Genomic DNA, 22,680 nt, shown 5'->3' with positions numbered 1-22,680 from the left:
AGGGGCTACGCCATTTGTCTTGCGCGCTCTGCCACCCTCCAAAAGACATCACACCAGCGGATTCAACGCACGATTACACGCTTGCATCAACGTTGGTTTCTACGTCCGGCTTCTATCAGTGAAATCCTCACTGAAAACCAACCAACATCAGAGGCTACCATGTATAAGACCATCATTCTTTCCTCCCTCCTTGGCCTTCTCAGCGTCGGCAACGCGGCTGCCTTCGACGCCGCTTCGGGTTTCGGCCCTAGCGACGGAAATGACCAGCCGACTCCGCGCTTCCAGGTCGAAGGGCCCGTGGACCGGTCAGCGGTAACGTCCGGAGTCGCGAGTACCCACCGGCCGTACGGCTATGCTACCGGCGCGGCGATGGACCTGTCGGGCGGCACGCCCAAGTTCTCCGCCGCCCAGGGCTTTGGCCCGAGCGACGAGAACGATTTGCCTGCTCCACGCTTCCAGATCGCGCGCTGACCGGCGGCAACGGATTTCCGGAAGAATGCAGCCCCGGCATCCCCGGGGCTGCTTGTGGCACGGCCGGCCGACACGTCCCGGCGACATGGTGTTTCCGCATCAATTATCAGCCTGACCTATGCAATGCGGTCATCGAGCCAGTACGACGGTCAAATCTTTCCAGAGCGGACTGATGCATTTTTATGTCAACGTCTGCACTTGGCACTTGCCGTTGGGGTGGACGCCCCCCCTACCGCATCGCAGGTGGTCGAGGACACGAGCGATACCTTCAGTGAGATCGATGGCTGGGGCGAGTCCGAAAGAGGACTGCAACGCCGTGTCGCCACAGCGGAAGAACGCACCCTCAGGCTTGTCCGTCATGCCGGAAATTTTTGGGCTCCAGCCGATCTGCTTGCACACAATCCCCGCAAAATCGATGAACGAGGTGGCGATGCCGGTGGAGAGGTTGAGGCTGGCGCCGTTGGGGAGCCTATCTACGGTTTTCCATATGAAGTTTGCGCAGTCGGAGATGTGGATGAAGTCGCGGCATTGATGACCGCTCCCCCACACGAAAACCTCCTCGGCACCCTCCGCCTTCAAAAGCCTCTTGCAGATTGCCGGAAACGGATAGGCGAGATCCTGATCTTCGCCGTAGCCGCTGAAGGGCCGGTAGGCGACGGCGCGTCCGCCGTATCTTTCGACGTAGAGCTTCATGAGATATTCGCCAGTGAGCTTGGCCCAGCCATAGCTCAGGTCCGGCACGCCGAGCGCCTTTCTGAAGTCAATCATGTCTTCCGAGAGCTTTTGGTGCACCTCGGCGCGTTGAAGGCTGAGCGGATAGGCCGCGCTCGAGCTCAAGTAGATGACACAGCCGGGCCTTGTCCGGGCGGCCCATCGCCACATCGCCGCATCGATGGCGAGGTCCTCGGCGACGTAGAGCGCCTCCGTCTCGAGCTTGATGCGTCCGCCGACGATTGCGGCAAAGTGGAACACATAGTCGAAACGCGTCTGGAAACGGTTGAAGAACTGCCGGCAGTCCTCGTGCAGGAATGAAAAGGCGCTCTTTGGCGAAGTAGGCCATTGATCGGGGTGCAGTGCGCCCGTATCGGCCACCAGCGAATCGACGCAGACGACGTCAAACCCCTCCGAAAGCAGCTTCATGCAAAGATGGCGCCCTGCAAAGCCAGCTCCGCCTGTGACCAGTGCGCGTGCCATCACCCCCCCGATTGAGCGGCAAAACGAGTCTTGCCGGTGTAGATATCGATGATTTTCCGCGACCATTCCTCCCAGGTGGGGGCGATCTTCCTGCCGTAGGCGAACGCACCCAGGCTGAGGCGTTTCACGAGGTCGTCGCTCTGCATGAGGGCGATCTTTTCCGCCAGAGACTGAGCATTCCCACTCTCGAAGACCAGCCCAGCATTGTTCTCTGCCACCTCTTGGGCAATCAGCGCATTGCTGCTGACGATAACGGGTAAGCCGCTCATCAGTGCCTCAGCGGTCACCAAGCCGTAAGGCTCGGGCATACGCGACGGCATGATCAGATATCGCGTCTCCGCCGCGATACGCGCCACCTCGTCGTCCGCTAGCCATCCCGCCACCCAGCAATGGGGAAGCGCCTGCCGGATTTCCGGAAGCAATGGCCCTCGGCCAATGAGTGTCGCCGAGGTTTCTGTGATTTTTAGAGCCTCGGCCAATGTGCGGACACCCTTTTCCCAGGTCATCCGCCCCAGGAAAAGTATCCTTTCGTTCTTCCATGCCGCCACCGGCCCGTTGCGCGACAAAGGCTCAGCCGGTGTTCTGAGGGTTAGGAAGTTTTTGAGCGGACTGGCCCTCAGGTAAGGGCCCATGTTTTCATGCGCGAGGATCACACCGACGCGGTTCCAGAAGGCTTCGCCTGCCCCACGCTGGGTCACGGACCGCCCGAAACGCCACAGTTTGTGGAGATAATTGCGCTTGTCGCAATTGCTAATGAGGCACGGTAGGGAGAGCGGCCTGGCGCCGCAAATGCTACCCTTCCTGTAGTTGACGTACCCGCCATTGGGGCAGGTTAGGAAGAAGTCGTGTGTTGTCACCATCACCCTCACGTCGTGCCTGGCCAGCGCGTAGAAGATCGATGGCGAGAGAATCTGCGACCAGCCGTGGACGTGAACGACGGCTTCAGACGATCGCGCTTCAAGGAGCCGCCGCACCGCCCGATAGGCGTGTTTGTTGAAGTTTCTGCTGAACACGTCTGTCAGAGTGGCGCCGTCCCGCAGCGGTCTTTCGCCTAGCGCCTCGACTTGCGCTCCTGGAAATCGCGCATCTAATCCGGCACCATCGTCGCCGACGAGGATGGTGCACTCCATGCCGGCGGCCAGGCCCGCGTCCATACAGCGCATGGCCACTTTGGTGGCACCACCCCATACTGCGGAGACGTCGTTGAGAATTAAAAGGTGCATTCAACTTCCCCGCCACCCATACAGCGCGATCTTATCGTAGAGATCGACCGCGACTGCCCTCGTTACTGAAAGAGTTCCCGAGGCAGGATTCAAGCTGTCATTTTGCGGTATCTAGCGGGTACCCGGATTCGGCGCAGCTATGCAGTAGCCGGAGCTGTGAAAAGCCAATCGTCAGTAGCTTGAACGCGCCGGGATTGCCGGAGGCTCCAACTCTTGAGAAGCAGTAGAGCAGATTGGCATTAGACTGGCGTTGGTGATCATCGCCCTGGCCCGCTAATGAGGCCGGGGGCCCCGGCGGACTCGTATCATCTAGTCGAGTCCTCGCCAGGGCTTCCCTTCCTGCCACGCTCCCCCACACCATAAATACCGCGCTGGCTCTCCGGCCATTTGAGGTATCAAGGAGTTGCTGTGCCCCGTGACAGGCTGGCAATTCTGCCCCCTTCGCAGCCTCGTAGAAATTTGGATTATAGGCGTAGTTCTCTGTCCGCAAGAAGGAGGGGCGTCGGGTCAGGGGGCTCGGGGGAGTGAACCGACGCCCCACCAAGTGCCGGTGTGGCAGCCCAAATATGCGCCAAGGGCGTCACTTGGGGCCAGCGATGAAATGGGCGGTGACCTTCCGCCGCTCGTGGTAGCTTATACGCAACTTGGTAGGTGTGGCGCGAGTACGCGTCGACCGCTGCTCAAGATGCGGACGGTACAGAAACCAACTGAACCGGCAGAATAGGAAGCCGCAGCGCCTGCTGCCTCGCCGTGGTGGGTGTTTTCTTAGGCGGTATTAGGCTGGGCGGGGCCGCTGGCCCTGTCCAAACATTGCCAGCGTGCCGGTGATAAGTGCCACGTAGACGCCCCTAAAGACGGATTGCAGCAAGGCTGATCGCGATAAGCACTAGTAGCGATCCGGTGACGGCCAGCGTCAGCCGGCCGCTGATTTGGAAGAGAAGCCGGAGATCGACACTGAGGCCGAGGCCAGCCATGGCGACGAGCGCGAGCGCCTTGTGGATGGTCAGGGCGCCGGCGGCGAAACTTGTGGGGATAAAGCCCATGGTGCTGAGCGTGGCCAGCATCAGGAACGCCAGGATGAACGGAGGAAACATTCTTGTGAAAACCAGAGTCCCTCGCCATCCCGACGGCACGACCGCACCGTCCGGTTGCCCCGCGCGATGCCTTGCCGCGAGTGCCGACATGACCATCACAACGGGCCCAAGCAGCAGCACGCGTATGAGCTTCACGGTCGTGCCGATCTGCACCGCCTGCAGGCCCGCCGGCGCGGTGGCGGCCAGCACCTGGGGCACCGCATAGATCGTCAGCCCGGCCAGGATGCCGTACTCGCGATCGGCAAGATCGAAGAACGGGATGAGGAGCGGCAAATAAACGACGACCGCGACGCCCAGGATGGCGCTGAATGTTATGGCTGAAACAACATCCTCCCTCGATGCGCGGATCGCGGGTGCGATGGCGGCGATGGCGGAGTTGCCGCAAATGGCGTTGCCGCAGGCGATCAGGGCGGCCATATGCCTGCCGATCCCCAGCAACCGGCAGATGACATAACTGGCGATGATCGACACCAGGACGACGCTGACGATGATGCCGAGGAGACTAAGCCCTGCTTCGGCGATCCGATGCAAGCTGATCGACAAGCCCAGAAGCGCAACAGATACCTCCAGGAGAATTCTTGCGCTGAAATCGATGCCGGGCAGCAGCCTTGTGCCGGGTTCATGAAACCCGCGGACGGCGGCGGCGAGGAGGATCGCCAAAACCAACGCGTCCAGCCCTGCCCCCCTGGAGATGCTCTTCCCCAGTGCATCGGCAACGCTGGCCGCTATGGCAATGGCGAGGCATAGGCCGACGCCAGGAACCAGATGCATCACGCGCGAGCGCTTCATTCGACGAAGGCACGCTCTATGACGAATTCGGCGGGCCGACTGTTGGAGCCCTCGGCGAGCCCAGCCTCCTCGACCAGGGCTTTGGTCTCGCGCAGCATCTCCATGGAGCCGCAGATCATGACGCGGTCGACTGTTGGATCGAAAGCCGGCACTCCGAGATCGGCAAAAAGGCTGCCCGATCGAATGAGGTCCGTTATGCGGCCCTGTCGTTGATAGGATTCGCGGGTGGTGGTGGGGTAGTGCACGAGCTTTCCGGGATCGAACAGTTCGACCAGCATCTCGTCGCCGCGGATGGCTTCCACGAGATCGATGCCGTAGCGGAGTTCCGCCACCTGGCGGCAGGTGTGGGTGAGGACCACCTCGTCGAACTTCTCATAGGTTTCCGGATCGCGGATGAGGCTGGCGAAAGGCGCGATCCCGGTCCCGGTCGAAAGCATGTAGAGCCGCCTGCCGGGGACAAGGGCATCGTTGACCAGCGTCCCGGTGGCCTTCTGGCGCATCAGAATCTCGTCTCCCGGTTTTATCTTCTGGAGCCGGGATGTCAGCGGGCCGTCAAGCACCTTTATTGAGAAGAACTCCAGCTCTTCGTCCCAGGAAGGGCTGGCGATGGAATAGGCGCGAAACAGGGGCTTACCATTCACCATCAGGCCGATCATCACGAACTCGCCGGACCGGAAGCGGAAGCTTGCCGGCCGGGTCGTGCGAAAGCTGAAAAGGCTGTCGGTATAGTGCCGCACGTCGAGGACGCGGAGCAGGAGGGCCCCGGCGGGTGCCGCGGCGGTGACGGTTTCTGGGCTGGTGATAACGTTCATGGCTCGGCAATTCCCCAAGAGTTGCGGATGTCGCTCAGGCGGTTTCGGCCGCTTCCTCGCTCAGGAAGCGCAGCTTGTCGGGAACGCCGTTCCATTCTTCAGCATCCGCAAGCGGATCTTTCTTCTCGGTGATTACGGGCCAGACCGCGGCGTATTGTGCATTGATCGCCAACCAATCCTCCGCGCTTTCGGCCGCATCGGAAATGATGGCGTCGGCGGGACATTCGGGCTCGCAAACGCCGCAATCGATGCATTCGTCGGGATTGATGACGAGCATGTTCTCGCCTTCGTAAAAGCAGTCCACGGGACAGACTTCGACACAGTCTGTATATTTGCAGCGGATGCAATTGTCCGTGACGACGAAGGTCATAGCTGTCCCCTTGAGGCGTTCATCAGTCGATCCGACCATGCGCCCGAAGATGCCGGGACTTCAGTCAACTAGTTGCTATTCCCGTTCCCCGCGAAATGGTTTTCTTCCTTCCCGACACGGAGGGAGAAGGCATGACCGCCGATGAGCCATCACCGCAGGCCCCGCCGCGCGAAATACGGGTTTCCACCAAGCGCGACCGGCTGACGCTCGTCTGGGCCGATGGCCGCGAGGACGTGCTTGAGGCAGTGGTGTTGCGGCAGAACTGCCAGTCGGCCAAGGCCAAGCACCTGCGCCTGATGGGCACTGCCCTTCCCCCCGCCGTGGATGTCCGCATCGCGGCAGTCAATCCCGTCGGCAGCTATGCCATCAACATCGCCTTCTCCGACGGCCACGACCGCGGGATCTATCCCTGGAGTTTCCTCGCGGAACTTACGGCCGACACGAAGGCAATAACTTGACTGACAGCGTGACGCCTTCGCGCCTAGCCTCCTCGCAGAAGCCTATTCTTCAGGAGAACGGGAATGGATGATATCCGATCGGGCCTGTCCGAAGTGGAATGCGATGTCCTCATCATCGGCGGCGGCACCGCCGGGCCGATGGCGGCCTACAAGGCCAGGAAGAAGAACCCGGACGCCACGGTCATCCTTCTGGAAAAGGCCAATGTGAAGCGCTCGGGCGCCATCTCCATGGGCATGGATGGGCTGAACAACGCCGTCATTCCCGGCCATTCGACGCCTGAGCAGTACACAAAGGAGATCACCATCGCCAATGACGGCATCTGCGATCAGGCCGCCGTTTATAAATATGCCCAGAACTGCTACGGCATTATCCAGGAGCTCGACCAGTTCGGCATCCGGTTCCAGAAGGACGAGAACGGCGAATATGACGTGAAGAAGGTCCACCACATGGGGGCCTACGTCCTGCCGATGCCGAACGGCGAAACCGTCAAGAAGGCGCTTTACCGCCAGTTGCGGCGCATGCGTGTGCTCATCTCCAATCGCTTCATGGCCACCCGGCTCCTGACCGGCAAGAGCGGGCGCGCGGCCGGTGCCATCGCAGTGAACACGCGAAGCGGCGAGTTCCTGGTCATCAAAGCCAAGGCCGTCATCATGTGCATGGGTGCGGCCGGGCGGCTTGGCCTACCGACCTCCGGCTATCTTTTCGGCACCTACGAGAATGCCGCCAATTCCGGCGAGGGCTATGCCATGGCCTATCACGCCGGCGCCAAGCTCGCCAATCTCGAGTGCTTTCAGATCAACCCGCTGATCAAGGACTATAACGGTCCTGCCTGCGCCTATGTCGCCGGCCCCTTCGGTGGCTACACGGCCAACAGCCAGAACGAGCGCTTTATCGAATGCGACTACTGGTCCGGTCAGATGATGCAGGAATTCTACAATGAGCTCACGTCGGGCAAGGGTCCGGTCTACCTCAAGCTTAATCATTTGCACGAGGACACCGCGAACCATATCGAGCAGATCCTGCATACGGTGGAACGCCCGACCCGCGGTCGCTTCCACGATGGGCGCGGCACGCGATATGCCCGCGACATGATCGAGATGCACATCTCCGAGATCGGCTTCTGCTCCGGCCACTCCGCATCCGGGGTCTATGTCGACGAATTCGCTCGCACGACCATCCCCGGCCTCTATGCCGCCGGCGACATGGCGAGCGTGCCGCACAACTACATGCTTGGCGCCTTCACCAACGGCGCCGTCGCCGGCGAGGATGCAATCGATTTCGCGGCGCAGGTGGATTTCGAAGACTATGACGGCGAAGCCATCGCCGCCGAACAGGAACGGGTGCTGGCGCCTACCAGGCGCGAGGACGGCATTCCGCCCAACCAGATCGAATACAAGATCCGCCGCCTCGTGAACGACTATCTGCAGCCGCCCAAGGTGACAAAGAAATACGAGATCTGCCAGTCACGGCTGGCAGAGGTGCGCGAAGACATGCAGAACGCCATGATCGCCCGCGACGCACACGAACTGATGCGCGCGACCGAGGTTGCAAGCATCCTGGACTGCGCCGACATGGCGGCATTTGCCTCGCTCTTCCGCCAGGAAAGCCGCTGGGGCCTCTACCACTGGCGAGTGGACCATCCCGAACGCAACGAGGAGCAATGGAAGTGCCACGTTCTCCTGTCCAAGCAGGACGGCGCGATGGCCTGCGAGAAGCATCCGATCCAGCCCTACATCATCCCAATCGCCGACGACGAGAAGGATGCCTACTACAACCAGCGTATCCAGGCACAGGCCTGACGCGCCGCCCGGGAGCCCGAAACGATGCCGCTAGCCAATACAGCCACATCCGTGCCCGTCGTCGTCGACGAGGACAAATGTATCGCCGACAAGGGCTGCACGGTCTGCGTCGATGTCTGTCCGCTCGATGTCCTGAGGATCAGCGACCTCACCGGTAAGGCCTACATGAAGTATGACGAGTGCTGGTACTGCATGCCCTGCGAGGCGGACTGCCCGACCGGCGCCGTCACCGTCAACATTCCCTACCTGCTGAAGTGAGGTCGACATGGTGCTTCAACCGTTCGAGGATTTCAGCGACGTCGAGGATCTGGCGGCCGGGCTGGCGGATAACGATCCGGCCGTCCGCCGCGTCGCGGTGATGGAACTGGCCGACACCGCCGCGCCCGAGGCCATAGAGTATATCGGCAGCGCGCTCAGGGACGAAAGCGCGGAAGTGCGGTTGCAGGCCGCCATCGCGCTTGGTGAGTTTGATGGCCCTGAAGCCGCTGCTGCCCTTGGCCTCGGCCTTCAGGACGGCGACCAGCGCGTCGCGCAGGCGGCGGCCGACAGCTTGGCCGAGTTGAAGGACCCACAAGCGGCGACGCAGATCCTGCCGCTCACGCGGCATGACAGCGCGTTCGTGCGCGCCGGAGCGCTGCGCGGCCTCAAGGAATTGCGCAGCCCGAATGCGCTGACGTGCGGCCTGAAGGCCCTGGGCGATCCTGAACCGGGCGTTCGTGTTCAAGCAATTGGTGTGGTCGGCTACCTGAAACCCGACGAGGCGCTGCCGGCGCTGATCGGCTGCTGCCGCGACATCTCTGCCGAGGTCAGACGCACGGCTGTCGGCGCCCTCGCCTTTTCCGCCTCGCCCCATGTCGCCGATGCGCTTGTCGGCGCCCTGCGGGACGAGGACTGGGCCGTGCGCGAAACGGCAGCCGAGGTGCTCGGCAGGTCCGGCTTTCGCAAGGCAGCCGATCCGCTCATGGCCCTGCTCGACGATTCCTATTGGCAGGTCCGGCTGAAGGCCGTGCGTAGCCTTGGTCAACTGAAGGCGGTGAAGGCCGTCCATGTGATAGCAGCCGCGCTTGATCACCAGATCGGCAATCTTCGCAAGGAGGCGGCCGCGGCCCTCGGCGAGATCGCCGACAGCGCCGCACTTGTCTATCTCGAAAAGCTCGTCGATGATCCTGATCCGGAAGTTCGCAAGAATGTGCGGTGGGCTCTAAGCCGCATCGCCGGCTGAGAAGTCCCCGGCCGGCAATCGTTTTATTTTGTTCGACCCAGGTAGCGGAGCCTACCCAGGAAGGAGCATTGGCAATGGCACTGTTGATGGGCACAGAGCCGGCACCGCCGAAGGTGCCTCGCCGCCCCGCGGCGCAACAGGTCAACCGGGTTCCCAAATACAGAAAGATCAAGGATGAGCTGATGCACGGCATCCTTTCGGGCGAGTATTCGCCCGGCTCCTGTCTGCCGAGCGAGAGCGAACTGGCGAAGCGCTTCGGCGTAAGCCGCGTCACCGTCCGCATGGCACTCGACCTCTTGAGCGAGGCCCAACTCGTGGACGGCCATCAGGGCAAGGGCCATTTGGTGCGGAACCTGACAGCGATCCAGGATCTAGGGCGCCTGCAAGGCTTCGGCGAGATCATGGCTCCACTTGGCGTTGCGGCTCGCTCGCAGGTGCTGGGCACAAGCCAGGTGAAGGCGCCGCCGGAGGTGGCCCAGGCACTGCAGCTGGAGCGCGGCGCGCCAGTAATTAGGATCGAGCGCCTGCGGATCGCGGCAAATTTGGCGATGTCGATGGATATCAGTTTCTTTCCTCTGGATATCGGCGAACCGCTTCTCGGCCTCGACCTTGCCAAGGTAGATATATTCAAGCTGATCGAGACCTCGCTGCGGGTCGAGATCGGTTTTGCGGATATCGTGATGGATGTCGTGGTGCCCGAGCAGGCGGTGCGCGACCAGCTTGGACTCGACGCCGATGAAACGCTGATCCGCATCGAGCGCTTGACCTACGATTCCCGATGCCGTCCGATCGACTTCGAATATCTTTTCGGCCGCGCCGATGCCCACAGGTTCAAGCTGCGGGTACCGCGATGGTAGGCCGCGTCGGCAGAAGGCAGATGCTCCGGCTCGCCGCAGCAGCCGCATGCCATCTCGCCATCCCGCGGCCCGCTACCGCCACGGCCCTGGTGCCGGCTCCCTCACCGCTCGCCGGGCCCGAGCTCGACATTCCCGATCTCGCCGGAAATCTCCACCGCCTGGCCGACTATCAGGGCAAAGTGCTCGTGGTCGCGTTCTGGGCGGCGTGGTGTCCGCCGTGCCGCAAGGAAATGCCGTCACTGGCCCGGCTCAGCCGCAGCCTCCCAGCCGACCGCTTTGCAATCCTAGCCGTCAATCTCGGCGACGGGCCGGAACGCATCGGCAATTTCCTCGACCGGGTCGATCATAGCGGGCTGCCGATCCTCACCGACCAGGCAAGCAAGCTCGCTTCTGCCTGGCATGTTCGCGGGCTGCCGGTCAGCTACGTTCTCGATCCCGCCGGCCAGGTCACATACGCAGTCATGGGCAGCCTCGAATGGGATAGCCCCGCTGTCCGCGCCCAACTCCTGGACCTCGGCGCTTCCTGATCCCGCAGCCAGACGAAAATCACGATAATTAAAGAACAGGACGCATGAAACCTGCCATTGCTCCTGTTGTTTTGCCGATCATCTATGCGGCTGTCCACAGGTCGAATGGCTGAACTTGTATTATTTCTTTCCCGTTCTTCCTGTTGATTCGGAAAGCATCTGCATCCCCCGTAGGCTCCAATTTCGCGGCAGCCCTTTCTTGGAGCCACCGCATGTTGCGCTGCAACAGTCCGTTATCTTTTATATATCAGTGGGTTACGAAGACCATCAACTCGCACCCACAGAATTGGCACAGGAATTGCTTTGCTTATGACGGCCTAAGACAAACAGGCACTGAGGAGCAGCCAATGAAATACCGTTCGCTTTTACTCGGACTCGGGCTCGCACTGACAGTCTCGGTTCCGGCTTATGCAAAGACGATTGACATAGCCATCGGGCACCAGAGCATGTGCACCGACACCTATATGGCCGGCATCGTCGTCAAGGAACTTGAACTTCTGGAAAAGCACCTCCCCACGGGCGGCGACTATGCCGACGTGACCTACAACATTAGCTGGAGCGACTATACCTCCGGCGGGCCGATCACCAACCAGATGCTCGCCAACAAGCTGAATATCGGCGTGATGGGCGACTATCCGCTGATCGTCAATGGCGCCAAGTTCCAGGAGACGGAGTCCCTGCGCACCCTCTACGTGGCCGGAACCGGCTACAATCTGAAGGGCAGCGGAAACGCGGTGGTCGTCCCCGTCGCATCGGACATCTACAGCTTCGACGATCTCAAGGGCAAGGCGGTCTCCACCCCGGTCGGCTCGGCCGCCTGGGGCATGCTTCTGAAGGCGTTGCAGGATTCCGATATCGGTGTGGAGCAAGTCTCGCTCAAGAACCAGAGCCCCGCCGTCGGCGCGGCGAACATCGCCGCCGGCAAGATCGATGCCCATGCTGATTTCTGCCCGTGGTCGGAGCTGATGGAGTTCCGCGGCACTGGCCGCAAGATCTATGACGGCAGCGAGGCCGGCGTTCCCTATCTCCATGGCGTCGTTGTCCGCGAGGACTTCGCCAAGGAATATCCAGAGGTCGTCACCGCCTTCGTGAAGGCGATCATCGATGCCGGAGCCTGGATCAAGGCCGACCCCATGAAAGCTGTCGAGCAGATGGAGAAATGGACCGGCGTCGAGAAGGAGGTGCTCTACATCTACTTCTCCAAGGGCGGTCACCTGACGCTCGACCCGACCATCAAGGACGAGTGGGTTGAGGCGTTGAAATTCGACCACACGGTCCTGGCGCACGAGCAGGCAATCCCGCCGCTCGATTTCGAAGCCTGGATCACCGAGGACTTCGTGAAAGCAGCCTACGCCGAGATGGGCCACGATTATGCGGCGGACAAGGCGTCGTTGGTCGATCCCGTGGCCGCCAATTCCGGGCTACCCAACGAGATATGGCATGCCCGCGACGGCATCTCGACGTTCGGCACCTTGCCCGAATTCCTGAAGGCGGTCGCCGAACTCGAGGCCACCGGCGCCAAGCTCAATGCCACCTATGTCTACGACAAGGAGACGGGACTGAAGCTTTTCGGCAAGACCGCCTTCTTCGTACACACCCCGGATGGCGGCTACGAAACCTTCCTGCGCAAGCCGGAAGCCGACGCCTATGCGGCGGAAGCGGGCGGCGAAGTAATCGACATGGCAGCGGCCGTGGCCACCTTTGCTCCGACCGAATGACCGAGGAGGCCCGGAATGCCGGCCCCGGCCGGTGTTCCCCGACAGCACAACGCCGATTCATCACAGGGGAACAGAAGCGCCATGTCAGTAAAAGCCCGCGCCAGCGAATTGGAGATACTAGAGACCGCCGAAATAAGCGCGGGTGAGGCCCGCGCCGTGCCGTCTGCCCCGTTCGAAGCAGGCGGGCCCCGGCGATCTCTCCCAAGCCTCGCTACACATGCCTTGGGCCTGCTTCAAAGCCACGGCCCGAGCTTCACAGTCAGCCTGGGCGCCCTTCTTGCCGGCTTGGTGCTCTGGCATCTCGCCACGCTCTACAAATTCAATTTCTACATCGATTTTGAGAACACGCCCTCGCCGGTCCAGGTGGGCAAATCCTTCCTCGGACACCTGTCGACGCAGGATTTCTACATCCATATCGGCGTTTCCATGCAGCGCATTGTGACGGGCTATCTGTTGGCCGCCGGCCTCGGCATCACCGTCGGCGTCGCCATGGCGCGCTCGCGCATCGCCCGCGCCGCCATCTACCCCTATATCGAGGTTCTGCGCCCAATCCCTGCCGTAGCCTGGATTCCACTTGCCATCCTGATGTGGCCGACCGAAGAGTCCTCGATCATCTACATCACCTTCCTCGGTGCCCTTTTCCCGGTCGTACTCAACACATTGCATGGGGTAGAGCAGACGCCGGAGGTTCTGGTGCGTGCGGCAAGGTCATTGGGCGCCACGCGCTTGCAGATATTGTGGCACGTCATCCTGCCGGCCGCGCTGCCCAGTATCGCAGCCGGGCTTGCCATCGGCATGGGCGTTAGTTGGTTCTCGCTGCTAGCCGGCGAGATCATCTCCGGCCAGTATGGCATCGGCTATTTCACCTGGAACGCCTACTCCCTCATCAACTATCCCGACATCGTCGTCGGCATGCTGATCATCGGTGGGCTCGGGACGCTCTCCACCTATGCGGTCAGGCTCTTCATGCGGCCCTTCCTTGGCTGGCAGAGGAGAGCCCGGTAATGGAGGGCCGGACGGTGACTGCGCTCAAGGCCGCCTCGGCCCGGCGTGGACTGTGGGTGGGGATCGCGTTCGGTTTCGTGCTTCTCCACCATGCAGTCCAGCTCGCCGCGCTCATCTTTGCGTTCGGCCATCTCCCGAACTATTGGGCCGGCTATAATTGGCCGAAGAATGTCTGGATCATCTTTTCATCCACGCCATCGCTTTCCGACAGCCTTTCCATCGCCGCCGACGAGTGGCTCTTGGAGACGGGCTACATGAACCGCGATTTCGGCCTCGGCATCGCCGAATGGGCATTCAGCGTCATGCCGTCCAAGGCGCTCGCGGTCCTGGTGCTCGGCGCCATGGCCGCCACGGTTTCTGTCCTACTCTTGGATCGACGCTTCACGGCCGCCCCGGGCCAACGATGCACCTCTGCCGGCCTCGCCGCAGCCGGTGTGCTGCTGGGCGCGTTTACGTCAGCCAGCATGCACTGGGTCGGGGCCTGCGCGGAGCCTTCCTGGGTTGTCGGCCTTACCATGCTGGGGCTCGGCGTACCCACCGCGCTCTGGCTGGAGCCCGCCGGTCCATGGCTTGCAGCGGCGGGCTTCGTCCTCCTGGCAATAGCCGTCGTTGTCGCAACGGCTCCACGCAAGACATCGGCGCCGCGCGGGGTGAATGGCCTCGCCCTCGGCGATCCATACGCTTCATGAGGTATCGAGCATGAATGTCCAAGTCGTATCGCTTGAAACACGCAGCAAGGCAAAGCGCTTCGGCGGCAAGAGTGGCGGGCGCGGCCACATTCAGATCAAGGGTGTGACCGTCCGCTTCGGGCACGGCGCGGATGCCCATCAGGCCGTGAGGGAGACCTCACTCGATATCCCACCGGGCCAGTTCGTCTGTCTCCTGGGTCCCTCTGGATGTGGGAAGTCGACCCTGCTCAACTCCATCGCCGGCTATATCATGCCGAGCACGGGCTCGATCCAGGTCGATGGTGAGGCGGTGAAGGAGCCGGGTCCCGAGCGCGGCATGGTCTTCCAGCAATATTCGCTATTTCCGTGGAAGACCATCCGCGACAACATAGCCTTCGGCCCCAAGGTGGCCGGCCGCGGCTATGCTGAGTGCAGCTCGATCGCCAACACCTTCCTGGAAATGGTCGGCCTCACTAGGTTCGCCGACAAATATCCGACCGAGCTCTCCGGCGGCATGCAGCAGCGTGTCGGCATAGCCCGGGCGCTCGCCAACTATCCGAGCGTGCTCCTGATGGACGAGCCATTCGGCGCGCTCGATGCTCAGACACGCCTGATGATGCAGGAAAACCTTCTGAAGATCTGGAGCGAGTTCGGCACAACGGTCGTGTTCGTGACGCACGACGTCGACGAAGCGATTTTCCTCGCCGACCGCGTTCTGGTGATGAGCGCCAGCCCCGGCTCCATCATCGCTGATCTCGCTGTGCCGCTCCCCCGGCCGCGCGTGCTGGACATGGCAACCTCGCCGGATTTCATGGAGATCAAGAAAGAGTGCCTAGAGCAAATCCGATCCGAGAGCCTGAAGGCTTTCGAAGAGCAAGATCGCTGACATGGCGATACGGTCCTTCTGTCTGGCGCTCACCCTCCTGGTCGCGGCGCCGGCCCTGGCGCAGGACGTGAAGGGTGTCATACTCGACGAACCCTCGCAGCTCGGGGATTTCCAACTCACCGACCACAGGGGCGAGCCCTTCACGCTCGAGGATCTCGTGGGCCAGTGGTCGCTGGTCTTCCTGGGCTTTACCCACTGCCCGGATGTGTGTCCGTTCACGCTCGCCAATCTGGAAGCGGTGAGAAGCCAGCTGTCGATGCTGGTGCCGCCCGAGCGGCTGCCGCAGATCGTCTTCCTCGCCGTGGACCCGGCTCGTGACCGGCCGGTGTTGGCCGACTACGTGGCGCATTTCGACCTTTCCTTCATCGGTATCACAGGCGAGCCCGGCGAGATCGCTCGTCTCGCCCACGGCCTGGACGCCTATTACCGACTGGAGAAGAAAAGCGACGACGACGATGCCTATGACGTGGTGCACAGCGCCGCTGTCGCCGTGGTCAATCCCGCGGGCGCGGTGAAGGCCAAGATCACCCCGCCCTTCCATCCGCAGGGCACCGCCAACTACCTCCATCTGCTGTTGCGCGGGATGGAAGGCATCAACTGAGCCGGGAGACGCGACAATGAAGCTTCCGTTCTGGACAATACTTATGGCAGCCCTCACGGCCTCTGCCATGCCTCTGCGTCCCGCTGCCGCGCACGACCATGGCGCCCACCCTGCCAGCGTTGCCGCGCCGGTCAAGGTCAGGCAGGCATGGTCCCCGCGCGGCGTTCCAGGCGTGGATACCCGGGCCGTCTATTTCGAGCTGGTCAACGGCGGCACCGCTCCCCTCGTCATTATCGGCGCCGAGAGTCCCGGCTTCAGGCGCGGCGTCATTCACGAGACGACAACAGCCAGCGGGCTGACCCGCATGACCCCCGTGGAACAGCTAACGGTGCCGCCCGGCCAAAGCGCCTCGTTCCGCCCGCAAGAACTGCATCTGATGCTGACTGGCGCCGGGCCCGAGCACCAGGAGAACAAGACGCTGCCGGTCCGCCTCCTCTTCGCGGATGGGACGAGCCTTTCCTTCGAAGCGCTAGTTCATGAGGCGGACGGCCAGCACGAAAATCACCGCCACCGAGCAGCGATGCCGAAATCCTGAGAAGGCACAACGCCGATGCAGACCGCCCGACCGCCACAGCAACCGGACCGCCTGAAGTCCTGGGCAAGCAGTCTTGCGAAGGCGCTTCTGGTTCTGTGCCTGTGCACCGGCATCGCGGGAGCCGACATGCTGGATACGGACGGCATGGAGCCATGGGAGCTTTGCGGCCTGTGCCATGGCCTGCAGGGCGTGAGCCCTGTGCCGCGCTTCCCGCATCTCGCCCATCAGAGCACAGCCTACATAGAAAAGCAGTTCCGCGATTTCCGAGATGGCCTGCGCCACAACGACGGCGGGCAGATGGGGACCGTCACGATGGAGATCGAGCCGGAGGCCCTACCGAAGATCGCCGCATATTTTGCCAAACAGCCACCACCGCCGCCAGTGCTGGAGGAGGGCCCCCGCTTCGCGCAAGGCAGAGACCTATTCCTGCTCGGCCGGGCAGGCTTGCGCGCCTGCATCGACTGTCACGGCCCTTTAGCTAGCGCGGCCGATGTGCCGTGGCTCGAGGCACAGCACCGGGACTATCTCCTCAAGCAGCTTTCCGATTTCGCGAGCGGAGCGCGCAGCAACGATCCTGGCGGGGTAATGCAGGCCTTGGCCGAGAGCCTTGAGCCGGCCGAGCGCGAGGCCCTTGCGGATTATCTGGCGGCGACCGAACGGCCAAATGGGGATTTCGAGTGATGCTGATGGAAAATCCGTCCGATACGCGCGGCAACGATGACGATCGCAGGTCCGCAGTCTATCTGAGCGAGGTGCAGCTGGATCTCGACGAGGGCGCCAGTTTCCTCGACCGGCTGGACCCCGCCGAGATCACCCGGTTGCGCGCGGCCGGCACGACGCGCACCGCCCGGCGCGGCGAGGGCATCTTCTTCCAGGGGGACACACACAACGGCATCTGGCTCATCGAAAGCGGCATCGTGCGCACCTTCTATGTCGGCCCCTCGGGCCGCGAGATCACGCTCGCCATCTGGACCTCCGGCCATTTCGTCGGCGGGCCGGAAGTCTTCGGCGGCGGTGCCCATATCTGGTCGGCCGATGTGCAGGAGGATGCACGGCTTCTTTTCCTGACCGGCACGAATATCCGCCGTCTGGTGGAAACCATGCCGCAATTCGCGATCTGCCTGATCGACGGTCTGGTGGCCAAGGGCAAGTGCTATTCGGCCCTCGTGCAAATGCTGGGCACGCGCTCGGTCGTCGAAAGGCTTGCCTATCTCCTGATAATCTTCGCCGATACCTATGGGCGCAGAGATGGAAACCGGCTCCATATCGACAGGAAGATCACTCACGACGAACTGGCCAACATCGTTGGCGCGACGCGACAATGGGTGACGATGACGCTCGACAAGCTCCAGAAGCGGGGGATCATCTCTGTCAGCCGCCAGCGCATTGTCATAGAGCAATACGATATGCTGCATGGATTGATCGGGGGAGCGTGAGGTATGCCACTCGACCGCGACGTTGCGGTCGAGATGGTTCAGAACACGCATAAGCCGATCAATCGTAAACTTGCCGGCGACATATCACAGCTCGCGATGAGACGATTTGGAATCCGAGGATGGAGTCGGGTTGACCTGCCCTCTGCCTGGAAGCCGAGAACGCTGCTCGCCACGATCCACCAAAGGGGGCGGCACATCATCGGCATATGGCGGCTGCCTATTTTGTATTCATGCTTTGCCTAAAATAGCTACTTTGTATACAATTATATAGAACGCGGTACTCATATTATTCAATGAATTCAATACATTGATCTCCTGGCATGGCTGTTGCTTGTAGGTTTCTTGCGGCCGTCCCCGCCAGCCCGAATCCTCCCGAAGCCATGGAGAGACACAGTGAAACGTCGCAATTTCCTCACGGCAGCAGCCGCTGCGACCATAACGGCACCGATCGCCGCCCCATCAGTTGCGCGGGCGCAGACGAGCTTCAACTGGAAGATGACCAATGCCTATGGACCCGGATCGCCCTTCTATGTGGAAGGCCCGGGCAGCCCGACCGATTTCTGCAAGAAGGTCGAGGCCATGTCCGGCGGCCGGCTCAGGATCCAGCACTTCGCCGCTGGCGAACTGATCCCCGCGCTCGAGGGCTTTGACGCCGTGCGCAACGGCACAGTGGAGATGAACTCTGCCAACGCCTATTTCTGGGCCGGCCGCCTGCCGGCCGCACAGTATTTCACCACTGTTCCCTTCGGCATGAATTTCCAGGGCCAGAACGCATGGCTCTACCATGGCGGCGGCATGGAATTGTGGGATGAACTCTACACATCCCTCGGCCTGAAGGCACTGCCGATCGGCAATACGGGCGTGCAGATGACCGGCTGGTTCCGCGAGCCCATTACATCGATCGAGGACTTCCGGGGACTGAAGATGCGCATTCCGGGACTGGCCGGCAAGGTCTACGCCACGCTCGGTGTCGATGTGAAGCTTTTGCCCGGCGGCGAGATCTTCCCTGCGCTCGAGCGCGGCGTCATCGACGCCGCCGAATTCGTCGGCCCCTACCAAGACCGCCGCCTTGGCCTGCAGAACGCGGCCAAATACTACTACACCACCGGCTGGCATGAGCCCTGCAATGTCACCGAGCTGCTGATCAATAAGACCGCCTGGGAAAGCCTGCCGGCCGACCTGCAGGCCATCGTCCAGACCGCCGCCATGGCCTGCAACCTGGAAAGCTATGCCTGGTGCGAAGCCAACAATGCCGCGGCGCTGAAGGATCTGGTCGACAATTTCGGCGTTCAGGCCAATGTCCTGCCGCCGGAGGTGGTCGCCGCCCTCAAGGCCGCGACGGCGACAGCACTTGAAGAGGTCGCCGCTTCGGACCCTGCCGTCCGCAAGGTCCACGACGCCTTCATGGCCTTCAAGGCGGAACACGACAGCTGGACCGCGATCGCCGAGAAGCCGCTTTACGACCTGAAAGCCTGATACCCATGCGTGCGGTTTTGACCAATGCAGCGGACGGCGCCACGCGCGCCGTCCGGGTGGTAGGGCATTTTGCAGCCTGGAGCGGGCTGGCGCTCGTGCTGGTCGTCGCCGGCAACGTGCTTGGCCGCTATCTGTTCGGACTTAGCAGTGTGGCGATGCAGGAAATGGAATGGCACCTGATGGCGGTCGGCGCGCTGTTCGGCATGGCTTACGGGCTCAACCAGGGCAGCGAGGTGCGCGTGGATGTATTCTACGACCGGTTCGACGCGCGGACAAAAGGCATCATCGACACGCTCTCGGCGCTCCTCTTGGCGCTTTCGGCGCTGGCGCTCGCCTGGCTGTCGATCGGATATGTCGAGCAGAGTTTTTCCATCAACGAGGGATCGCCCGATCCTGGCGGCCTTGCCTATCGCTACATCCTCAAGGCCGCTCTGCCAGTGGCTTTCATGCTGCTTTCACTACAGGCTGCGGCCCTTTTCCTGAAGCACATTGCCGGTCTGCTCGCGATCCCCACCGACGAAGCCCCCGCCTCCTCGGTCGAATCGGAATAGCCTGATGCCTTATACAGAGCTTCTGGCGCTGTGTATGATCGGCGCATTCTTCGTCATGCTCCTCGCGGGCATTCCGGTCGCTGTCTGCCTTGGTATGACGGGCTTCGTCTTTGGCTATTTGGGCTTCGGTACGAGCCTGTTCGGCCTTCTGCCGGCCCGCGTCTTCGGTGTGGTGACCAACTACACGCTTCTTGCCCTGCCGCTTTTCATCTTCATGGGGCTGATGCTTGAGAAATCGAAGATCGCCGAAGACCTGCTCGAAGTGATCGGTCTTGCCATGGGCGGGTTGCGCGGCGGCATGGCACTGGCCATCATCCTGGTCGGTGTGCTGATGGGGGCGGCCTCCGGCGTCGTCGGCGCCACGGTGGTCACGCTCGGCCTCATCGCGCTCGGGCCGATCGTCAACCGCGGCTACGACCGTGGTATCGCGAGCGGCGTCATCTGCGCTTCCGGCACGCTGGGGCAGATCATCCCGCCAAGCCTGGTCCTGATCCTGCTTGCAGACATCATGGGCGAGTCGGTCGGCACACTCTTTGCCGCCGCCCTCGTTCCAGGCCTCATCCTCGCGCTGATCTTCATCGCCTATGTTCTGGTGCTAGGCTTCGTTTCCCCGGACACGATGCCGGCCATCCCCAAGCAGGAGCGCGATCTGGTGTCGGGTCGTGCGCTTGCGGGCAAGCTTCTCAGGGTCGTCTTTCCGCCCCTTGCCCTCATCTTCCTGGTGTTGGGCTCCATCATCGGAGGTGTCGCCGCTCCGACCGAGGCCGCTTCCATGGGTGCACTCGGCAGCATCGTCCTGGCGCTCCTCGCAGGCCGCCTCGACTTTACGACCATGCGCGATGTCGTGCGATCGAGCTTTGCGACGAGCGCCATGGTATTTCTCATTCTTATCTTCTCCCAACCATTCGCGCTCGCCTTTCGGGGCCTGGGCGGCGAGCGTCTCGTGCAAGATGCCTTCGCGCTTGTGCCAGGCGGCCTCGACGGCCAGATCCTCTTCCTTATGCTCCTGATCTTCGTGCTCGGCTTCTTCCTCGAATGGATCGAGATTTCCTACATTGCCCTGCCGCTTTTCCTGCCGATCTTCTCCCAGTCGGGCGTCGACATGGCATGGATCGCCATTCTGGTGGCGGTCAATCTGCAGACATCCTTCCTGACGCCACCTTTCGGCTGGGCCCTGTTCTTCCTCAAGGGCGTGGCGCCGGCGGAGGTCAGGACAAGCGACATATACCGCGGCGTCGTTCCATTCATCGGCCTCCAGGCCGCAACTCTCGTCCTCGTATACTCCTTTCCCTCTCTGGCGCTCTGGCTGCCGGAGGCTATCGGCTGGTAAATTGCATGATTCACACCGCACTGGGCTACAACGGCAGCATTTCCGCCCCTCATCGCGCTGCGGCGCTCGCCGGCCGGGACATTCTCGAAAGCGGCGGAACGGCGATCGAGGCGATGGTCGCCGCGGCGGCGGCGGTGGCGGTCGTCTATCCGCATATGAACGGCATCGGCGGCGACGGCTTCTGGATCATCCAACGCGCCGGCGAAGCGCCGGTCGGCATATCGGGCTGCGGGCGTGCGGCAGAACTTGCAACCGCCGACTGGTATGCGCATCGCGGCCATACCCATACAATTCCGCCTCGGGGGGCCGGGGCCGCCCTGACAGTGCCCGGCACGCTGAGTGGCTGGCAGCGTGCGCTCGATATGGTTCCACAAGCCCGGCGCATTCCCCTTGCCGACCTCTTGTCCGCAGCCGTCGGCTATGCGCGCGGGGGGACGGCCGTCACCGGCAACCAGTCCGGCTGCACGCGCGACAAGCTGGAATCGCTCGCCGGCGTGCCAGGTTTCGCGGACGCCTTTCTCGTGGATGGCAATCCGCCTGAAGCCGGTTACAGGCTGCGGCAGGCCGCGCTGGGGCGGACGCTGGAGACTCTCGCCTCAGAAGGGATTGAGGCGTTCTATCGTGGCGACATCGCCGCCGAGCATGCCCTCTTCCTTGAGGAGCATGGCAGCCCGCTGCGTTTCGGCGACTTCGCCCAGTTCACGGCTGAGACGGTCGAGCCGCTGTCTGCCACGACGTCCGACGGCGTTCTGTACAATATGACCCCGCCCACGCAGGGAATCTCGTCTTTGATGATCCTGGCGCTCTTCGACAGGCTCGACGTCACACAGGGCGAGGGGTTCGACCATGTTCACGGCCTCGTCGAGGCCACGAAGCAGGCTTTTCTCATCCGCAACAGCACGCTTGGCGATCCCGACACCATGGAGGAGCCGGCGGCCGCCTGGCTGGCGGCGAACCGGCTCGATGACCTCGCGGCAAGGATCGACCGCCGAAAAGCCCTCCCCTGGCCTCACCCGCCGAAGGACGGCGACACGGTCTGGATGGGAGCCGTGGACCGCGAGGCCATGGTCGTGAGCTTCATCCAAAGCGTGTTCTGGGAGTTCGGCTCCGGCTTCACGTGCCCTGCCACGGGTGTCGTTTTTCAGAACCGGGGCGCTGGATTCTCGCTCAAGCCGGGACCGAACCAGCTTGCGCCCGGTAAGCGCCCCTTCCACACGCTGAACCCGGCGCTGGCGAGGCTCGCCGACGGGCGGGTGATGGCCTACGGCACGATGGGTGGCGAAGGGCAGCCGCAGACGCAGGCCGCTGTCTTCACCCGCTATGCCCGGTTCAAACAGGATCTGCAGCAGGCAATCTCCATGCCGCGCTGGCTGCTCGGGAAAACATGGGGAGACACCACCACGACCCTCAAGCTCGAAAGCCGGTTCGACCCCTCGCTGGTTTCCGCGCTCAAGGCTGCCGGCAATGAAGTGGAGCTCATCGAACCATATTCGGACCTTGCCGGCCACGCCGGCGCCGTCGTCCTCCACGAAAGCGGCCTGATGGAAGCGGCAAGCGACCCGCGTTCCGACGGCGCGGCGCTCGCCTATTAGCCGTTACCGGGACAAAAGCCATTGTACACTGCATTGACGACCACCGAAATCATTGCCCTTACGGC

24 protein-coding genes are annotated in these 22,680 nt (G+C 62.3%); 19 read left to right on the top strand and 5 right to left on the bottom strand.

What is annotated here, in order from left to right:
- The first annotated feature begins 159 nt into the window (after positions 1 to 159).
- Complete coding sequence (locus GPJ75_RS17145; protein ID WP_163269547.1) at positions 160 to 471, top strand: hypothetical protein; 312 nt, start codon at positions 160 to 162, stop codon at positions 469 to 471.
- A 180-nt stretch (positions 472 to 651) separates the two neighbouring features.
- On the opposite strand, the gene GPJ75_RS17140 is transcribed toward GPJ75_RS17145, so the two are convergent.
- The 5 genes from GPJ75_RS17140 to fdxA form a co-directional block, all read right to left on the bottom strand.
- Positions 652 to 1,665: an NAD-dependent epimerase/dehydratase family protein gene (locus tag GPJ75_RS17140; protein WP_163269546.1), complete on the bottom strand. Its 1,014-nt coding sequence runs from the start codon at positions 1,663 to 1,665 to the stop codon at positions 652 to 654.
- Entirely contained in the window at positions 1,665 to 2,888 is a 1,224-nt protein-coding gene (locus tag GPJ75_RS17135) for a glycosyltransferase (protein ID WP_163269545.1), read from the bottom strand. The genes GPJ75_RS17140 and GPJ75_RS17135 overlap by 1 nt, the downstream gene beginning before the upstream one ends.
- An 848-nt stretch (positions 2,889 to 3,736) precedes the next feature.
- A complete protein-coding gene (locus GPJ75_RS17130) occupies positions 3,737 to 4,771 on the bottom strand; it encodes a YeiH family protein (RefSeq protein WP_163269544.1) in 1,035 nt (344 codons plus the stop codon).
- On the bottom strand, positions 4,768 to 5,583 hold the full coding sequence (locus GPJ75_RS17125; protein ID WP_163269543.1) for a ferredoxin--NADP reductase: 816 nt from the start codon (positions 5,581 to 5,583) through the stop codon (positions 4,768 to 4,770). Before GPJ75_RS17125 ends, GPJ75_RS17130 begins: the two co-directional genes overlap by 4 nt.
- Positions 5,584 to 5,617: 34 nt before the next feature.
- Entirely contained in the window at positions 5,618 to 5,953 is a 336-nt protein-coding gene (gene fdxA / locus GPJ75_RS17120; RefSeq protein ID WP_163269542.1) for a ferredoxin FdxA, read from the bottom strand.
- Between the two features lie 131 nt (positions 5,954 to 6,084).
- Here fdxA and GPJ75_RS17115 point away from each other — a divergent pair, with 131 nt between their 5' ends.
- The 18 genes from GPJ75_RS17115 (at position 6,085) to GPJ75_RS17030 (ending at position 22,615) form a co-directional block, all read left to right on the top strand.
- Entirely contained in the window at positions 6,085 to 6,411 is a 327-nt protein-coding gene (locus tag GPJ75_RS17115) for a gamma-butyrobetaine hydroxylase-like domain-containing protein (protein ID WP_163269541.1), read from the top strand.
- A 63-nt stretch (positions 6,412 to 6,474) separates the two neighbouring features.
- Positions 6,475 to 8,211: a fumarate reductase/succinate dehydrogenase flavoprotein subunit gene (locus GPJ75_RS17110; RefSeq protein ID WP_163269540.1), complete on the top strand. Its 1,737-nt coding sequence runs from the start codon at positions 6,475 to 6,477 to the stop codon at positions 8,209 to 8,211.
- Positions 8,212 to 8,235: 24 nt separating this feature from the next.
- Positions 8,236 to 8,469: a 4Fe-4S dicluster domain-containing protein gene (locus tag GPJ75_RS17105; protein WP_163269539.1), complete on the top strand. Its 234-nt coding sequence runs from the start codon at positions 8,236 to 8,238 to the stop codon at positions 8,467 to 8,469.
- A 7-nt stretch (positions 8,470 to 8,476) separates the two neighbouring features.
- Positions 8,477 to 9,433, top strand: coding sequence for a HEAT repeat domain-containing protein (locus GPJ75_RS17100; protein WP_163269538.1), 957 nt, complete (start codon positions 8,477 to 8,479; stop codon positions 9,431 to 9,433).
- Between the two features lie 74 nt (positions 9,434 to 9,507).
- Positions 9,508 to 10,290 carry a GntR family transcriptional regulator gene (locus GPJ75_RS17095; protein ID WP_246249104.1) on the top strand — a complete coding sequence of 261 codons (783 nt, stop codon included), beginning with the start codon at positions 9,508 to 9,510 and terminating at the stop codon, positions 10,288 to 10,290.
- Between the two features lie 20 nt (positions 10,291 to 10,310).
- The gene (locus GPJ75_RS17090) at positions 10,311 to 10,817 is read left to right on the top strand and encodes a TlpA disulfide reductase family protein (RefSeq protein ID WP_205602564.1); all 507 of its coding nucleotides are present in this window, start codon (positions 10,311 to 10,313) and stop codon (positions 10,815 to 10,817) included.
- 347 nt (positions 10,818 to 11,164) lie between these two features.
- Positions 11,165 to 12,535: an ABC transporter substrate-binding protein gene (locus GPJ75_RS17085; RefSeq protein ID WP_163269536.1), complete on the top strand. Its 1,371-nt coding sequence runs from the start codon at positions 11,165 to 11,167 to the stop codon at positions 12,533 to 12,535.
- 222 nt (positions 12,536 to 12,757) lie between these two features.
- Positions 12,758 to 13,540 carry an ABC transporter permease gene (locus tag GPJ75_RS17080; RefSeq protein WP_246249103.1) on the top strand — a complete coding sequence of 261 codons (783 nt, stop codon included), beginning with the start codon at positions 12,758 to 12,760 and terminating at the stop codon, positions 13,538 to 13,540.
- Positions 13,540 to 14,229, top strand: a complete 690-nt coding sequence (locus GPJ75_RS17075; RefSeq protein WP_163269534.1) for a hypothetical protein — start codon at positions 13,540 to 13,542, stop codon at positions 14,227 to 14,229. Before GPJ75_RS17080 ends, GPJ75_RS17075 begins: the two co-directional genes overlap by 1 nt.
- A gap of 10 nt (positions 14,230 to 14,239) precedes the next feature.
- The gene (locus GPJ75_RS17070; protein WP_163269533.1) at positions 14,240 to 15,094 is read left to right on the top strand and encodes an ABC transporter ATP-binding protein; all 855 of its coding nucleotides are present in this window, start codon (positions 14,240 to 14,242) and stop codon (positions 15,092 to 15,094) included.
- Between the two features lies 1 nt (position 15,095).
- Positions 15,096 to 15,695 (top strand): SCO family protein, encoded by a 600-nt coding sequence (locus GPJ75_RS17065; protein ID WP_163269532.1) that lies wholly within the window; start codon positions 15,096 to 15,098, stop codon positions 15,693 to 15,695.
- Between the two features lie 16 nt (positions 15,696 to 15,711).
- Positions 15,712 to 16,230, top strand: coding sequence for a copper chaperone PCu(A)C (locus GPJ75_RS17060; RefSeq protein ID WP_163269531.1), 519 nt, complete (start codon positions 15,712 to 15,714; stop codon positions 16,228 to 16,230).
- A 15-nt stretch (positions 16,231 to 16,245) separates the two neighbouring features.
- Complete coding sequence (locus GPJ75_RS17055; RefSeq protein WP_246249102.1) at positions 16,246 to 16,911, top strand: c-type cytochrome; 666 nt, start codon at positions 16,246 to 16,248, stop codon at positions 16,909 to 16,911.
- On the top strand, positions 16,911 to 17,666 hold the full coding sequence (locus GPJ75_RS17050) for a Crp/Fnr family transcriptional regulator (protein WP_163269530.1): 756 nt from the start codon (positions 16,911 to 16,913) through the stop codon (positions 17,664 to 17,666). The genes GPJ75_RS17055 and GPJ75_RS17050 overlap by 1 nt, the downstream gene beginning before the upstream one ends.
- A 393-nt stretch (positions 17,667 to 18,059) precedes the next feature.
- Positions 18,060 to 19,142, top strand: coding sequence for a TRAP transporter substrate-binding protein (locus GPJ75_RS17045; RefSeq protein ID WP_163269529.1), 1,083 nt, complete (start codon positions 18,060 to 18,062; stop codon positions 19,140 to 19,142).
- Between the two features lie 5 nt (positions 19,143 to 19,147).
- Positions 19,148 to 19,693 (top strand): TRAP transporter small permease subunit, encoded by a 546-nt coding sequence (locus tag GPJ75_RS17040; RefSeq protein WP_163269528.1) that lies wholly within the window; start codon positions 19,148 to 19,150, stop codon positions 19,691 to 19,693.
- Between the two features lie 4 nt (positions 19,694 to 19,697).
- Entirely contained in the window at positions 19,698 to 21,023 is a 1,326-nt protein-coding gene (locus tag GPJ75_RS17035) for a TRAP transporter large permease (RefSeq protein ID WP_163269527.1), read from the top strand.
- 5 nt (positions 21,024 to 21,028) lie between these two features.
- Positions 21,029 to 22,615 (top strand): gamma-glutamyltransferase family protein, encoded by a 1,587-nt coding sequence (locus GPJ75_RS17030; RefSeq protein WP_163269526.1) that lies wholly within the window; start codon positions 21,029 to 21,031, stop codon positions 22,613 to 22,615.
- The last annotated feature ends 65 nt before the right edge of the window (positions 22,616 to 22,680 follow it).

The organism is Chelativorans alearensis (genome assembly GCF_010993735.1).
Classification (GTDB): Bacteria; Pseudomonadota; Alphaproteobacteria; order Rhizobiales; family Rhizobiaceae; genus Chelativorans; species Chelativorans alearense.
Note: the sequence above shows the minus strand (reverse complement) of the source record. Positions and strands in the feature narration are given on the sequence as shown.